Raw genomic sequence first — 15,425 nt, 5'->3', positions numbered from 1 at the left:
TCTATGACCGGGGCGAGGCAGTGAGATTCGAGCCTGGAGCTGCCGTGCTCGTATATGGCCCGTCGCGGGACTGACGCGACCATGGCGCATCGGACTGCAGTCCAGCGACCGCCAAGGGACAGCCTCATCTGATCGAGCACATGATGAGCCGGGACCCGGCCGATCGACCGAGCGCAGCGGAGGTCTGCCGAGCGGCGCGCGACATTCACTGATCGTTTCCGCGCGGATGCGATCAACGCCGTCGCGCTGGGGACCGCTGCTGAAGCGGAGCAGTCGCCGCAGGTGAGGAGCCCCCGCGTTGGGTGGCGCTGCGGACACGTGCTGCCTGGGCTTGGGGGCTGGGGACGTGGCGCTCGCTGAGCCGGCGGACACGCCAGATCAGGGCGCGTGCGGGGCTGCGGGCATCGTCGAGGGTGCGTTGGCCGAGTGCCTGGTCGAGGACGGCTGCTGTGTTGTGTCCAGCTGCCTCCGTTTAGGCGAGGACGGTGGCGAGTGCGTCCCAGGCAGGGTCGTTGAGGATGCGTTCTGCGTGCTCCGGTCCCGCACGCCCTGCCGGCATTGCGAACGGGGGCGCCGCATGGGTTCGGCGCCTGGAAGAGGAACCACAGGAAGCTGAGTTCGAAGAGTGCCGCTGTTCCCCCGGGACCGATGTCGGAGGTCAGCCACCCGGCTATCGCGATGACTGATGCGATCAGGCCCCAGTAGGGGAGGATCTTCTTCAACGTGGTCGGGGACGGTATGGCCGCCAAATTCGCTTCACAAGGGCGCAACTGAGACACCGGGCGCTCTCCGCTGACGTTCCGTCCGCTCACGCATCGCTCACGCATCACCCGCGCCAGCGCCGCGAAACGAAGAAGCGCCCCGCCCCACCGAAGTGGAACCGGGCGCTTCTCAGCAGGTCAGACGGGGTTCCCCGTAGACCCTCGCGTCGTAGGCCGTGTGGGACTCGAACCCACAACCAATGGATTAAAAGTCCACTGCTCTGCCAATTGAGCTAACGGCCCGCGTCAACGCACCCCCCGAGCATAGCCGCAGGAGCGGACAGAGCCGATCGGGTATCGGTATGGCGGTGCGCGAGGCGGCACGAAAGCGGGCCCGCTCCGAGGAGCGGGCCCGCTTTCTGGTCAGTCGGCGGTGCCGTACCGGTCAGCCGTTGCGCTTCCAGCGCGGCTTGTCGTCGCGGCGGCCGAAGGAGCCGGCGCCGCGGTCGTCACGGCGGTTGAACGGCCGGTCGCCGCCGCCGCGGTGGTCGCGGCGGTCGCGGTTGTGGGGACGGTCGTCGCGGTTGAACGGACGGTCGCTGCCGCCACGGTGGTCGCGGCGGTCGCGGTTGAAGCCGCCGTTGCCGCCCCGCTCGTCCCGGCGGAAGCCGCCCCGCTCGTCGCGACGGTCACGGTTGAACGGACGGTCGCCGGCGCCACGGTGGTCGCGGCGGTCGCGGTTGAAGCCGCCGTTGCCGCCCCGGTCGTCCCGGCGGAAACCCCGGTCGCCCCGGTCGCCCCGGTCGTCACGGCGGAAGCCGCCCCGGTCGTTGTCGCGACGGTCGTCCCGGCGGAAGCCGCCCCGGTCGTCGCGACGGTCACGGTTGAACGGACGGTCGCCGCCCCGGTCGTCCCGGCGGAAGCCGCCCCGGTCGTCGCGACGGTCGCGGTTGAACGGACGGTCGCCGGCGCCACGGTCGTCCCGACGCTCCCGGCGCTCGAAGTTGCCCCGGTCGTCCCGGCGTTCACGACGCTCGTACGACGGACGCTCCTCGCGGAACTCACGCTGCTCGCGCTGCTCGCGCTGGACCGGCACCTCGGCCTGCGCGGCCTCCGCGACGGCCGCCTCGGCGGCGGCGGCGACGGCCTCGGCCGGGTCGTCGCCCCGCTCACGCGCGGCGCGGGCGGTGAGCCGGTCGGCCTCCTCGCGCAGCTCGGTCGCGCGGCGCTGCGCGCGCTCCAACTGCTTGGTGAGGTCGGACACATCACGCTCGGCCTGCTTCGCCGCGTTGTCCGCGGAGTCGGCCTGGACCTCGGTCAGGGACCGGGCGCCGGTGATCTCGGCGACCTCCGGGTCGAAGGCGCCGCCCTGGCCGATGATGTGGCGCGAGGCGTCGACGCCCGCGTCCTCCATCAGGCGGAAGATCTGGCGGCGCTGGTGCGGCAGCGAGAGGGACACGACCGTGCCGGAGCGCCCGGCGCGGGCGGTACGGCCGGAGCGGTGCAGGTAGTCCTTGTGGTCACCGGCCGGGTCCACGTTGAGGACCAGGTCGATGCCGTCGACGTGGATGCCGCGCGCGGCGACATCGGTCGCGACGAGCGCGTTGACGTACCCGTCCTTGAAGTCGGCGAGGGTGCGCGTACGGGCGCCCTGCGTCATGCCGCCGTGCAGCGCGTCGGCCTTCACACCGGCGTCGCGCAGCTGCTCCGCGATGCGGTCGGCGCCGAGCTGGGTGCGGACGAAGATGATGGTGCGGCCCTTGCGTGCGGCGATCGCGGCGGTCACCGGCGCCTTGTCGCGGGGCTTCACGATCAGGATGTGGTGCGTCATGGTCGTGACGGCGCCCTGGGCGGCGTCGACCTCGTGCGTGACCGGGTCGGTCAGGTAGCGCTTGACCAGCGTGGAGATCTCGTTCTCCATCGTGGCCGAGAACAGCATCCGCTGGCCGCCGGACGGCACCTGGTCGAGCAGCTCGGTGACCTCGGGCAGGAAGCCCAGGTCGGACATCTGGTCGGCCTCGTCGAGGACGGCGACCTGGATGTTCTCAAGGGAGCAGGCGCCGCGGTTGATGATGTCGCGCAGGCGGCCCGGGGTGGCGACGAGGATGTCGACGCCGCGCTCCAGGGCGTAGATCTGGTTGCCCATGGACGTACCGCCGCAGACGACCTTCATCTTCAGGCCGAGGACGTCGCCGTACGGCTGGAGGGCGTCGGCGACCTGCATCGCCAGCTCGCGGGTCGGGGTGAGGATGACCGCGCGGGGCTTCTTCTTCTCCGTACGGCCTTCGGCGAGCGCGGCCATGGTCGGCAGACCGAAGGAGAGGGTCTTGCCGGAGCCGGTGCGACCGCGGCCGAGGATGTCCTTGCCGGCCAGGGCGTCCGGGATGGTCGCGGCCTGGATCGGGAAGGGCGTGGTCACGCCGTTCTGCGCGAGCTTGCGGACGACGCCCTCGGGCAGGCCCAGGTCGCCGAAGGTGACCTCGGGAGCCTCGGGAGCGGCGTCGGCGGCGGGGGCGTCGGTCACGACAGCCTCGTCCGCGGCGTTCTCGGGCAGGACGGAGTGCTCAGTACTGAATGTGGACATGCGAAATGCGAAACCTTCCGGAGTCTCGGCACGCGCCCAAACTCCGTGAATCGCAATTCGACCGCCTCAATGCGGTCAGCCACGGCTAGGGAGAGTACGCGCCACACGGCGCTCTTCGATGCTGGCGCCGGGCAAATGGGATCAAACGATCTACCACTGTACGCACCCCCTCCCCCGCCTGGCAAACCGGCCGCCTGACCTGCGTCAATGCCGAAACGGCGACCGGAGCCCGGAACCTGGAGCTGGAGCCCCGGAGCCCCGGACCCGGCACCTGGAACCGGAACCCGGCCCGCCACGCCTCAGCTCGGCCCGGCCTGCGGCGACGGCTCCCGCGCCTCGAAGCTCGCCCCGCGCACCCCGCCCGCACCCCCGCCCGCACCTCCGGCCCCACCGCCGTCCGCCCCGGAGGCCGACGGCCGCTCGCTCCCCGGCGGCGGGGGCGTCGTCCCCGGCGTTCCCTGCGAGGACGAGGACGAGGACGAGGACGAGGGCGAGGACGGGGACGAGGGGCCGGGCCCCGGCCCGGAGCCGGGGCCGGGCGACGACGGGCCCGGCGTGGAGGTGGGCGTGGGCTTCGTCACGGACGGCCGCGGCTTCGGCGTCGTCCGCGTCGGGTCCGGCCGGGACGGCGAGGACGAGCCCGGCGTACGGGTCGGGGCCGTGGCGTCCGGGGACGACTCGGCGCCGGAGGGCGCGGCGGAGCCGTCCCGCGCCCCCTTGCCGCCCTCGGGGCGCGGGCCGCCCGGCTGCGCGCCCCCGCGCCCCGAGGTACCGCTCACCGCGGGCCCGCCGTCCGGCCCCGCCTCCCCGGCACGCTCGCCCGCGGACCGCGAGGGCTCGGCGGGCCCGGGCTCCTGGGCGTCGCCGCCGACGCTCACACACCCGGCGCCCGCACCGAGGGCGACCACGACCGCGGCCAGACGAACGGGTACGTACAACTGGCGCACGGTGGGCCACCTCCGGAGCGCGGCGAATGGGTTGCCCTGCCCAACTCCCGCCGCCCGCAAGAGGACACGCCGCGCACCCGACCCCCCAGACCGCGCGATCCACCGACCGCACGCCCCACACGCCCCGAACGCCCCGAACGCCGCCGCCCCGCCGTTCCCCGTACCGGAGTTCACGCCCCCGTACGGGAGTTCACCGACGCCCCCGCACAACGCCCGCCCGTCCCCGACAATGGGCCGTGTGCTGGAGATGACCCGTGAGGCGTTCGAAGAGCTGGTGAGCCAGGCCCTGGACCAGATCCCCCCGGAACTGACCAGGGTGATGGACAACGTGGCCGTGTTCGTGGAGGACGAACCGTCCGCCGACGACCCCGAACTGCTCGGCCTGTACGAGGGCACGCCGCTCACCGACCGCGGCGAGTGGTACGCCGGGGTGCTCCCGGACCGCATCACGATCTACATGGGCCCGACCCTGCGCTACTGCGAGACCCGGGAGGACGTGGTCGACGAGGTCGCCGTCACCGTCGTCCACGAGATCGCCCACCACTTCGGCATCGACGACGAGCGCCTGCACGAACTCGGCTGGGGCTGATCCCCGCCGGGGCGCCCACCCGAGCGCCTGCCGGGGCGCCCACCCGAGCACCCCGCCGGGGCGCCCGCGCGAAGGCCCGCCCGAGCGCCTGCCAGGGAGCCCGCGCGAGCTCCCGCCCGAGCGCCCGCCCCGGTACCGGCATAGACGCCCGCAGACTTGGGCATAGGCGCCCAATGGCCAGCGCCCGCGCCGCCACCCGAAGCATCCTGCATCGCGCAGGGACCGCCCTACATCGCGCAGGGAGCGCCCTGCACCGCGCAGGGACCGCCCTGCACCGCGTACGGACCGCCCCGGCCGCCCTCGTACGCCACTACCGCGCGCGCCACCCGCACCCCGTCAGCGAACTCGTCCGGCCGCCGCACCCCTACGGCCGCGCCCTCGGACGCGTCGCCGTGGTCCTGATCGGCGCCTGGCTCGGCCTGCTTGCCGTCGGCAGCGTGCACGTCCCGGTCGGCCCGATGGACACCCGGATGACGCTGCGGCCCTCCCTCACCGGCGGCACGAAGATCAACGTCTCCCCGCTCGGCGCCCTCGAACTCGACTCCCACACCGCGCCGCTCCGCCTCGACGTCACCCTGGACCGCCTCGACCCGGACCGCGCCCGCGCCCTCGTCGACCACCCCGAACGCATCGCCGGGCTGCAGGACGAGGTCACCCGCGACGTCCAGGCCGGCGCCCTCGACCTCGCACTGCGCTCCTGCGTCGCCGTCGTCCTCGGCGCCGCCGCGCTCGGCCTCGTCGTCCACCGCAGACCCCGCCGCGCCCTCGCCGCCGGCGGCACCGCGCTCGCCCTGCTGGTGGTCTGCGGCGCCACCGCCTACGCCACCTGGAACCCCAAGTCGGTCCTCGAACCCCGCTTCTCCGGACTGCTCTCCTCCGCCCCGTCCGTGGTCGGCAGCGCCCGCAGCATCGTCACCGAATTCGACGCGTACCAGAAGGAGTTGGCCCGCCTGGTCACCAACGTCACCAAGCTCTACGACGCCACCTCCACGCTCCCCACGTACGCCCCCGACCCCTCCACGGTCCGCGTCCTGCACGTCTCCGACATCCACCTCAACCCGGCGAGCTGGCACATCATCGCCTCGCTCGTCGAGCAGTACGAGATCGACGTGATCGTCGACTCCGGCGACACCATGGACCACGGCACCGCAGCCGAGAACCGCTTCCTCGACCCGATCGAGGACCTGGGCGCCCCCTACGTCTGGGTGCGCGGCAACCACGACTCCATGACGACGCAGCGCTACCTGGAACGCCTGAAGAACGTGCACGTCCTGGACAACGGCCGCGGCGTGCGCGTGGGCGGCCTGCGCATCGTGGGCATCGGCGACCCGCAGTTCACCCCGGACCGCTCGGTCGTCGCCCGCGGCGACCCCGCCGAACGCGCCGCGGGCGACCGCCTCGCCGCCGCCCTGCGCGAACAGCGGGACAAGGGCGCGCCGGTGGACATCGCCGTGGCGCACAACCCGGTCGCGGCCCGGCGGACCGACGGCCTGGTCCCGCTGGTCCTCGCGGGCCACGTCCACCACCCGGAGATGGAACGGCTGCCCGGCGGCACCCGGCTGCGCATCGAGGGCTCCACCGGCGGCAGCGGCCTGCGCGCCGTCGAGGACGACGAGCCGGACCCGGTCTCCGCGTCGGTCCTGTACCTCGACCGGACCACCAAGCGCCTGCAGGCCTGGGACGAGATCCGTCTGGGCGGCCTCGGCCTCACCACGGCCGAGGTCAGCCGCCACGTACCGGAGGAGAACGAACCGGGCGCGACCCCGTCGCCGCCGCTCACCCCAGGCCCTTCGCCCGCCTCACCGGAACGGTCTCCGGCAAGGTCACCGCGGTCGTCGCCGTAAACCGTTTTGGCGTTAGCTCCCTGCATCCCATATGCTTCTGAAGTCCCCGACGCGCTGACGAGGCGCCCAGGCGGGCCGATAGCCCTCATCGTCTAGCGGCCTAGGACGCCGCCCTTTCAAGGCGGTAGCACGGGTTCGAATCCCGTTGGGGGCACGCAACACTTCTGTACGGTGCGTACTTTTGCACCGCGCTTGGTCCTGTGGAGCAGTTTGGAGTGCTCGCCACCCTGTCAAGGTGGAGGCCGCGGGTTCAAATCCCGTCAGGACCGCTGAGATTCCCCGTGAATCTCGTGGCTGGGTAGCTCAGTTGGTACGAGCGTCCGCCTGAAAAGCGGAAGGTCGCCGGTTCGACCCCGGCCCCAGCCACCACTCTGAGAACGTCCCGGACGGCATGCCGTCCGGGACGTTCTTGTTGCATGCCCGGGCAAAGCTCCGCCCGTGGCGGCAGTCGGCCCCGAGGGTTGCCGACCGCAGGCTCGCCTGCCCTTTCTCCTGCGGATATTCGTCATACCCGCGTACCGCCACCGTACCCTGAGGGAATACGGGAAGGAGCAGCCGATGAGCGTCGATGCGATCATGCACACCGAGTTCCCCGCCGGATACACGGTCTTCTTCGGTGCCGACGGTAAGGTGATCATGACCCCGCAGAGCTTCGAGCACTCCAGCACGATCAAGTCGATGCAGATCGACTCTCTCGCTCTCGGCCGTCACGCGAAGACCGCCTCCGACGTCTACCTCGACTTCCCGGCTGACGAGAACTCCGCTCCGGACTTCGCGGTCCTGCGGGAGGATGCGCAGCGGCAGGGCAAGCGGTACAGCTTCGAGGACGTCCTGCTGATCGCGGAGGTGGTGTCGGTCTCCTCGGCACGCAAGGACTATGACGATTGCACCGCCAAGTACGGCCGCTACGGCATCCCCGTCTATATGGTCGTGGACCCGTACGCCGGGGAGGTCGTCGTCCACACCGAACCTGTCGGGACCGGCTACATCACGGCCCGCACCCACAAGTACGGCACGGGCAAACTCCCCATCGAGCTGGCCGACGGACGGACCTTCACCCTCGACCTGGACGAGCTGCCCCGGCCCGAACCGGAGTGCTGACACGTCGGCACGGGACCCGGATCAAGGTGGATCGAGCGGGACCAGGAAGGACGGAAACGGGGCCCATTTTCCAATTCTCCGGCGTTTCCGCAGTTCAGAGAGGTGACAGTTTCGGGTTCGAATCCCGTCAGGACCGCTGAGATTCCCCGTGAATCTCGTGGCTGGGTAGCTCAGTCGGTACGAGCGTCCGCCTGAAAAGCGAAGGGGCGCCGGTTTGACCCCGGCCCCAGCCACCACCTCGAAGAGCCCCGGACGGTCCGCCGCCCGGGGCTCTTTCGCGCGCCCCAGGACGCTTCCCTCTCCCGCGATGAATCCCGTGTGCCCGCGCACAGCACAGGTCACGTGGACGGCTGCTGTCCGTGACGCTGTTCACCCCGACCTCGCCGCCACCGCCGCCCGACTCGTCACACGAGGCCGCGAAGCCTACGACGGCGACGAGACGCTCCGGCTCTCCGGCGAGGCGGTCGCCCGGCTGGACAGCAAGCGGGGAGTCAATCCCGATGCGCGGTCCGCGATGTCGGGTTCGAATCCCGTTGGGGGCACGCGGCACCCTGTGCGACACTTGGTCGCGCAACAGCTTGGTCCTGTGGAGCAGTTTGGAGTGCTCGCCACCCTGTCAAGGTGGAGGCCGCGGGTTCAAATCCCGTCAGGACCGCTGAGATTCCCCGTGAATCTCGTGGCTGGGTAGCTCAGTTGGTACGAGCGTCCGCCTGAAAAGCGGAAGGTCGCCGGTTCGACCCCGGCCCCAGCCACCAAAGAAGCCCCCCGTCCTTGGACGGGGGGCTTCGGTGTTCTCCGGGCCCGCGGGCCGGTCCCGCTCAGCTCTCCGGTTCCGCTGCCCCCTTGCCCCGTACGTCCTCCGCCGCCCCCTTGCCCCGTACGTCCCGGCGGCGCCACGCGCGTACCGCGAAGAACGCCACCGCCGCCGCGGCCGCCACGAGGGCCAGCGCGCCGTCCGAGACCCGTTCGCCGAGGCCGCGGGCCCACTGCTCGACCGCGAACGAATCGTCCACGTCGAGGATTCCGGGCAGCGCGGTCGTCCCGTCGAAGGCCAGGAACAGCGTGCCGAGCGTGATGAAGAACAGGCCCGAGAGCGTCGACGTCGTATGCAGCTCGACGCGCCCGACCCGGAACGTGCGGCCGCGCAGCCAGCGGCGTCGGCCCAGGTCGAAGCGCTCCCAGAGCAGGGCGAGCAGGAACAGCGGGACGGCCATGCCGAGGGCGTACACCGCGAGCAGGGCGCCCCCGTACCCCGGATTGCCGCCCAGGGCCGCGACCGTGAGGACGGAGCCGAGGATCGGGCCCGCGCAGAAGCCCGCCAGGCCGTAGACCGCCCCCAGGGCGTACACCGACAGGGCGGTGGTGGGGCGGATGCGGCCGGAGAGCTCGGACATCTTGCGGGACGCGAAGCCCATGCCGAGGAGTTGCAGCAGCCCCAGCGCGATGATCAGCCAGCCGCCGACGAGGACGAGCAGATCGCGGTTGCCGTAGAAGAACCGTCCCGCGAACGAACCGGCCGCGCCCAGCGGGACCAGGGTGGTGGCCAGGCCCAGGTAGAAGATGCCGGTGCGGGCCAGAAGCCGGGACGGGCTGTTGATCGAGTACGCGAAGAAGGCCGGCAGGAGCAGCGCGCTGCACGGGCTGAGCAGGGCGAGCAGGCCGCCGAGGAACGCGGCGAGATAGCCGATGTCGCCGGTCACTTGTCCGAGCCGCCGTTCTTCTTCGCCGTGGCCGCCGCCTGCTCGATGGCCTGCTCGAAGGTCTCCGCGGGCTGGGCGCCCGCCAGCGGCCGGCCGTTGATCAGGAAGGACGGGGTGGAGGTGGCGCCCAGCTGGTACGCCTCCTCGGTGTCCCTGCCCACGGCCTTCCGCGCGGCCTCGCTGTCGCGGTCCTTCGCGAAGCGGTCCAGGTCGGCGACGCCGGCCTGCTTCGCGAGCGCGGTGAGGCGGTCGGCCTGGAAGCCCTGCTCCTTCACACCCTTCGCGTACGCCGCCTCGTGGAACTGCCAGAAGCGGCCCTGCTGTCCGGCCGCCCAGGCGGCGCGCGCGGCGGCCTCCGACTCGGCGCCGAAGATGGGGAAGTTGCGCCATTCGATGCGCAGGGTGCCGTTGTCGACGTACTTCTTCACCAGACCCGGCTCGGTGTCGCGGGCGAACTTGCCGCAGAAGCCGCACTTGAAGTCGGCGTACTCGACGAGGACGACGGGGGCGTCCGCGCGGCCCTGGGCGAACGGGTCCTTGGCGTCGCGCCGGGCCAGCTTCTCCAGCTCCGGGTAGACGCCCTCCTGCGGGTCGGCGGAGACGTCGGCGACGGGAGTGTCGCCCGCGGTGTCGCGCTTCGCGCCGGGGCTGGTCGCGGTGTACGAGAAGACGCCGAGGAGCAGCGCCGCCACGAGGACGGCCGCGCCGATCGCGATGCCGCGGCCCTTGCCGGGCGAGGTGTTCTTGGACGTGGAGGACGTAGGGGATGACGTAGGGGATGACGTAGGGGAGGACATAGGGGTGGGGTCTCCTGGTGGTGCGGGTCGGGAAGTTCGGGGGGTCAGCGCGCGGGCGTCGCCGGGCACGCCACCTCGCCGGCGAGGCGGCGGACGGTGGCCACGGCGAGCAGCGCGAGCGAGGCGACCGCGAGTACGGGCTGCAGCGGCGCCCAGACGGTGAGCGCGCCGGAGGTGCCGAGGGCGAGCAGCACGATCTTGTTGCAGACGGGGCAGCCGACGGCGAGGAACGAGAGCAGTGCTCCGGCGGAGCCGAGCCGCGAGACGCGCTCGCTCTCCGGGGTGCGCTCCGCGCCCGTGCGTACGTACGTGGCGAGCAGCAGCCCGGCGAGCAGCGCGGAGGCCACGAGCACCGGGTAGCTCCACCACTCGGGCGGGATCTCGCGGCCGAACAGCGGGTTCGGTACCAGGGCTGTGGGCAGGCCGAGCAGCAGTGCGCTGAGCAGGGCGCCGCCGAGCGCGACGAGCCGGCGCGCCGCCGGCCAGAGGGCGGGGGCGCGCAGTGCGAGCCGCAGGTTCATGCGGGTTTTCTCCTGTCCTGGGCGTGTGGGTGAGGGCCGGAGACGGGGCCTTCTACACGCGCAGGACGGAGAGTTCCACGGGGGACGGCGGGTCGCGGGGCGGTGGGCCGCGGTCGGGTGCGGCGCCGGCGAGGTGGCCGTCGGCCGTCCAGTCACCGGTGGCGTGCTCGTACGACAGCGTGGAGGCCAGCTGTTCTTGCGCGGAGCCGCGGGTCGGGGCGGCGGGCTGGCTGCCCTCGTCGGTCTGCTTCTTGCCGCAGCCGGTCTTGCCGTCCAGGGCGGCGGCCGAGGGCGCGGCGGCGCGTACGGACCCGGTCACCTGGCCGGCGCTCGCGCTCGCCGGGCCGCATGCGAGCCCCAGCGTGAGCAGCGCCAGGAGCGCGCCCAACAGCACCGTCACCGCGGGGCGGCGACGGTGGGCGGCGGCTGGCGACATGGCTCCATACTGCACCACCCGGACAGAGGGGGACAGAAATGCGTTCGCCAGTGCCGACGGGCGGGTGAGATCCTGGAGTCCGTATGTCTACTTCCTATGCCGACTATGCCGAACTCGCCCGGCTCCTCGACGAGGCCTCGCTCCGCGACGCGCACCGTCTGGGGCGCCGCCTCGAAGGCAGCCGCAAGATCCGCAGGCCCGAGGCGCGGCAGGCGGTCCTCGACGAGATCGCGGCGGAGGCGGAGAAGTCCGCCGCGCGGATACGCGAGCGGCGCGCGGCCCTGCCGCCGGTCACGTATCCCGAGCAGCTGCCGGTCAGCCAGAAGAAGGACGAGATCCTGGCCGCGATCCGGGACCACCAGGTCGTGATCGTCGCAGGTGAGACGGGTTCCGGGAAGACCACGCAGATCCCGAAGATCTGCATGGAGCTGGGCCGGGGCGCCCGCGGCATGATCGGCCATACGCAGCCCCGCCGCATCGCGGCCCGTACGGTCGCCGAGCGCGTGGCGGACGAGCTGGACACCCCGCTCGGCGAGACGGTCGGCTGGAAGGTCCGCTTCACCGACCAGGTCGGCGGCGACACGTTCGTAAAACTGATGACGGACGGCATCCTGCTCGCCGAGATCCAGACGGACCGCGAGCTGCGCGCGTACGACACGATCATCATCGACGAGGCGCACGAGCGGTCCCTGAACATCGACTTCCTGCTCGGCTACCTCGCCCAGCTGCTGCCGAAGCGCCCGGACCTGAAGGTCGTCATCACCTCGGCGACGATCGACCCGGAGCGCTTCTCCCGGCACTTCGGGGACGCCCCGATCGTCGAGGTCTCCGGGCGTACGTACCCGGTGGAGGTCCGTTACCGCCCCCTCCTCGAAGAGGACAGCGAAGAGTCCGACCGCGACCAGATCACCGCGATCTGCGACGCCGTCGAAGAGCTCCAGGCCGAGGGCAAGGGCGACATTCTGGTCTTCCTCTCCGGCGAGCGCGAGATCCGGGACACGGCGGACGCGCTGGAGAAGAAGAAGTACCCCCGCGCCGGAGGCGCTGATGGGCACAGCACGGAAGTCCTCCCCCTCTACGCCCGCCTGTCGCACGCCGAGCAGCACCGGGTCTTCCAGCAGCACACGGGCCGCCGCATCGTCCTGGCCACGAACGTCGCCGAGACCTCCCTCACCGTCCCCGGCATCAAGTACGTGATCGACCCGGGCACGGCCCGCATCTCCCGCTACAGCCACCGCACCAAGGTGCAGCGGCTGCCCATCGAGCCGGTCAGCCAGGCCAGCGCCAACCAGCGCAAGGGCCGCTGCGGCCGCACGTCGGACGGCATCTGCATCCGGCTGTACAGCGAGGACGACTTCGACGCGCGCCCGGAGTTCACGGACGCGGAGATCCTCCGTACGAACCTGGCGAGCGTCATCCTGCAGATGACGGCGGCCGGCCTCGGCGACATCGAGAAGTTCCCGTTCATCGACCCGCCGGACCACCGCAACATCCGCGACGGCGTCCAACTCCTGCAGGAGCTGGGCGCGTTGGACCCGAAGCAGAAGGACGTACGCAAGCGGCTCACGCAGTCCGGCCGCAAGCTGGCCCAGCTGCCCGTCGACCCGCGACTGGCCCGGATGGTCCTGGAGGCGGACAAGAACGGCTGCGTGCGCGAGGTCATGGTGATCGCGGCGGCGCTCTCCATCCAGGACCCGCGCGAGCGCCCGGCGGAGAAGCAGGCGCAGGCGGACCAGCAGCATGCCCGGTTCAAGGACGAGACCAGCGACTTCCTCGCGTATCTGAATCTCTGGCGCTATGTGCGCGAGCAGCAGAAGGAGCGCGGCTCCAGCTCGTTCCGGCGGATGTGCAAGCAGGAGTACCTGAACTTCCTGCGGATCCGCGAGTGGCAGGACATCTACCACCAGCTGCGCACGGTCGCGAAGCAGATGGGCATCCATCTGAATGAGGACGATGCGCCCGACCAGCAGATCCACATCTCCCTCCTCGCCGGTCTGCTGTCGCACATCGGCATGAAAGACGTGAAGGAGTCCAAGGAGAGCGACCCGAAGCAGCGCGGCGGGGGGCGGAACGAGTATCTGGGCGCCCGCAACGCCAAGTTCGCGGTGTTCCCGGGCTCGGCGCTGTTCAAGAAGCCGCCGCGGTTCCTCATGTCCGCCGAGCTGGTGGAGACCTCCCGGCTCTGGGCGCGGGTCAACGCCAGGATCGAGCCGGAGTGGGTCGAGCCGCTGGCCGAGCACCTGCTGAAGCGCACGTACTCCGAGCCGCACTGGGAGAAGGACCAGGCGGCGGTGATGGCGTACGAGAAGGTCACGCTGTACGGCGTGCCGATCGTGGCGCAGCGCAAGGTGAACTACGGCCGCATCGACCCGGAGGTCTCCCGCGAGCTGTTCATCCGCAACGCCCTGGTCGAGGGCGACTGGCGCACGCACCACAAGTTCTACGCGGACAACCGCAGACTCCTCACCGAGGTCGAGGAGTTGGAGCACCGGGCGCGCCGCCGCGACATCATGGTCGACGACGAGACGCTCTTCGACTTCTACGAGCAGCGCATCCCGGACCATGTCGTCTCGGGCGCCCACTTCGACTCCTGGTGGAAGCACAAGCAGCGCGAGGAGCCCGAACTCCTCGACTTCGAGCGGTCGATGCTCATCCGCGAGTCGGCCGAGGCGGTCACGAAGGACGACTATCCGGACGCGTGGCGTCAGGGCGGGCTGAAGTTCCGGGTGACGTACCAGTTCGAGCCGGGCGCGGACGCCGACGGTGTGACGGTCCACGTGCCGCTCCAGGTCCTCAACCAGGTCACGGACGAGGGCTTCGACTGGCAGATCCCGGGCCTGCGCGAGGACGTGGTCGTCGAGCTGATCCGCTCGCTGCCCAAGCCGATCCGCCGCAACTACGTCCCGGCGCCGAACTTCGCCAAGGCCTTCCTGGAGCGGGCGGTGCCCCTGCAGGAGCCGCTGCCGGTGACGTTGGCGCGCGAGCTGAAGGGCATGGTCGGCGTGCCGGTGACGGCGGACGACTTCGATCTGGCGCGCGTACCGGACCACTTGAAGATCACGTTCCGGATCGTCGACGAGCGGCGCCGCAAGCTCGCCGAGGACAAGGACCTGGAGGCGCTGAAGCTCAAGCTCAAGCCGAAGGCCCGCAAGGCGATCTCGCAGGCCGCGGCGGCGACCGCGGAGCGCTCGGGCGGCGAGTCCGTGGAGCGTACGGGCCTTCACGACTGGACGATCGGCACGCTGAAGCGGACCTTCGAGACCCGGCGGGCCGGCCAGCCGGTGAAGGCCTACCCGGCGCTCGTGGACGCGGGCGACTCCGTCTCCGTACGCCTCTTCGACACCGAGGCCGAGCAGCTGGAGTCGATGTGGCAGGGCACCCGGCGCCTGATCCTGCTCAACATCCCCGTGAACCCCGCCAAGTTCGCCACCGGCAAGCTCAGCAACCAGCAGAAGCTCACGCTCTCCTCGAACCCGCACGGCTCCATCCAGGCCCTGGTGGACGACTGCGCCACGGCCGCCGCGGACAAGCTGATCGCCGACTTCGGCGGCCCGGCCTGGGACGAGGCGTCGTACCGGGGGCTCTACGAGAAGGTCCGCGCCGACCTCGTCGACGCCACCGTGCACACGGTCGGCCAGGTGCAGCAGGTCCTCGCCGCCTGGCAGTCCTGTGAGCGCCGCCTGAAGTCCACGAACTCCCCGGCGCTGCTCGCCAACCTCCAGGACGTACGCGCGCAGCTGGACGCCCTGGTCAGGCCCGGCTTCGTCACGGCGACGGGGCTGCGTCGGCTGCCCGACCTGATGCGGTACCTGACGGCCGCGGACCGCCGGCTCCAGCAGATGCCGACGAACGTGCAGCGGGACACCACGCGCATGCAGAAGGTCCACGACATGCAGGACGAGTACGCCTGGCTGCTTGAGCAGTTGCCGCAGGGGCGTCCGGTGCCGCAGAACGTCCGGGACATCCGCTGGATGCTGGAGGAGCTGCGGGTCAGCTACTTCGCGCATGCCCTCGGAACCGCCTACCCGATCTCGGACAAGCGGATCGTGAAGGCCGTGGACGCGGCGGCGCCGTAGCGGAAAGAGCGCGAAAGGGCGTAAACGGGCACGAAAGGGCGCGACGGGGCGCGACGGGATGCTCACGGAGAGCGAGTTCGACCCTGGCCGGGCGCTGCTGTAGAGTCTCTTCTCGCAGCGCAACGCAGT

General features: G+C 71.3%; 9 protein-coding genes and 7 tRNA genes. 10 read left to right on the top strand and 6 right to left on the bottom strand.

Annotation, left to right across the window (positions count from 1 at the left end; translation table 11 throughout):
* Positions 1-931: 931 nt before the first annotated feature.
* Positions 932-1,004 (bottom strand) — tRNA-Lys (locus QIS99_RS21485).
* A 142-nt stretch (positions 1,005-1,146) separates the two neighbouring features.
* On the bottom strand, positions 1,147-3,285 hold the full coding sequence (locus QIS99_RS21480; protein WP_282515191.1) for a DEAD/DEAH box helicase: 2,139 nt from the start codon (positions 3,283-3,285) through the stop codon (positions 1,147-1,149).
* A gap of 1,185 nt (positions 3,286-4,470) precedes the next feature.
* Here QIS99_RS21480 and QIS99_RS21475 point away from each other — a divergent pair.
* The 9 genes from QIS99_RS21475 to QIS99_RS21435 all read left to right on the top strand — a co-directional run bounded on the left by QIS99_RS21475 (position 4,471) and on the right by QIS99_RS21435 (position 8,521).
* On the top strand, positions 4,471-4,821 hold the full coding sequence (locus QIS99_RS21475) for a metallopeptidase family protein (protein WP_282515215.1): 351 nt from the start codon (positions 4,471-4,473) through the stop codon (positions 4,819-4,821).
* 173 nt (positions 4,822-4,994) lie between these two features.
* Entirely contained in the window at positions 4,995-6,665 is a 1,671-nt protein-coding gene (locus QIS99_RS21470; RefSeq protein WP_282515190.1) for a metallophosphoesterase family protein, read from the top strand.
* Between the two features lie 81 nt (positions 6,666-6,746).
* Positions 6,747-6,819: transfer RNA gene (locus QIS99_RS21465), tRNA-Glu, on the top strand.
* A gap of 40 nt (positions 6,820-6,859) precedes the next feature.
* Positions 6,860-6,934, top strand: a tRNA-Asp gene (locus QIS99_RS21460).
* Positions 6,935-6,957: 23 nt separating this feature from the next.
* Positions 6,958-7,034 (top strand) — tRNA-Phe (locus QIS99_RS21455).
* Between the two features lie 189 nt (positions 7,035-7,223).
* Entirely contained in the window at positions 7,224-7,766 is a 543-nt protein-coding gene (locus tag QIS99_RS21450) for a Uma2 family endonuclease (RefSeq protein WP_282515189.1), read from the top strand.
* Between the two features lie 159 nt (positions 7,767-7,925).
* Positions 7,926-8,002 (top strand) — tRNA-Phe (locus QIS99_RS21445).
* A gap of 344 nt (positions 8,003-8,346) precedes the next feature.
* Positions 8,347-8,421: transfer RNA gene (locus tag QIS99_RS21440), tRNA-Asp, on the top strand.
* Between the two features lie 23 nt (positions 8,422-8,444).
* A tRNA-Phe gene (locus QIS99_RS21435) sits at positions 8,445-8,521 on the top strand.
* A 63-nt stretch (positions 8,522-8,584) separates the two neighbouring features.
* On the opposite strand, the gene QIS99_RS21430 is transcribed toward QIS99_RS21435, so the two are convergent.
* The 4 genes from QIS99_RS21430 to QIS99_RS21415 are packed head-to-tail and all read right to left on the bottom strand — an operon-like array spanning position 8,585 to position 11,220.
* On the bottom strand, positions 8,585-9,466 hold the full coding sequence (locus QIS99_RS21430) for a cytochrome c biogenesis CcdA family protein (RefSeq protein WP_282515188.1): 882 nt from the start codon (positions 9,464-9,466) through the stop codon (positions 8,585-8,587).
* A complete protein-coding gene (locus QIS99_RS21425) occupies positions 9,463-10,263 on the bottom strand; it encodes a DsbA family protein (RefSeq protein ID WP_282515187.1) in 801 nt (266 codons plus the stop codon). Before QIS99_RS21425 ends, QIS99_RS21430 begins: the two co-directional genes overlap by 4 nt.
* 44 nt (positions 10,264-10,307) lie before the next feature.
* On the bottom strand, positions 10,308-10,784 hold the full coding sequence (locus QIS99_RS21420; RefSeq protein WP_282515186.1) for a hypothetical protein: 477 nt from the start codon (positions 10,782-10,784) through the stop codon (positions 10,308-10,310).
* 52 nt (positions 10,785-10,836) lie between these two features.
* Positions 10,837-11,220, bottom strand: a complete 384-nt coding sequence (locus QIS99_RS21415) for a hypothetical protein (protein WP_282515185.1) — start codon at positions 11,218-11,220, stop codon at positions 10,837-10,839.
* A gap of 83 nt (positions 11,221-11,303) precedes the next feature.
* Here QIS99_RS21415 and hrpA point away from each other — a divergent pair, with 83 nt between their 5' ends.
* On the top strand, positions 11,304-15,296 hold the full coding sequence (gene hrpA, locus QIS99_RS21410; RefSeq protein ID WP_282515184.1) for an ATP-dependent RNA helicase HrpA: 3,993 nt from the start codon (positions 11,304-11,306) through the stop codon (positions 15,294-15,296).
* Positions 15,297-15,425 lie beyond the last annotated feature (129 nt).

Origin of the sequence: Streptomyces solicavernae (assembly GCF_029968095.1) — a bacterium.
Classification (GTDB): Bacteria; Actinomycetota; Actinomycetes; order Streptomycetales; family Streptomycetaceae; genus Streptomyces; species Streptomyces solicavernae.
The sequence above is the reverse complement of the archived record's forward strand: the minus strand, read 5'-3'. Positions and strand labels throughout refer to the sequence as shown.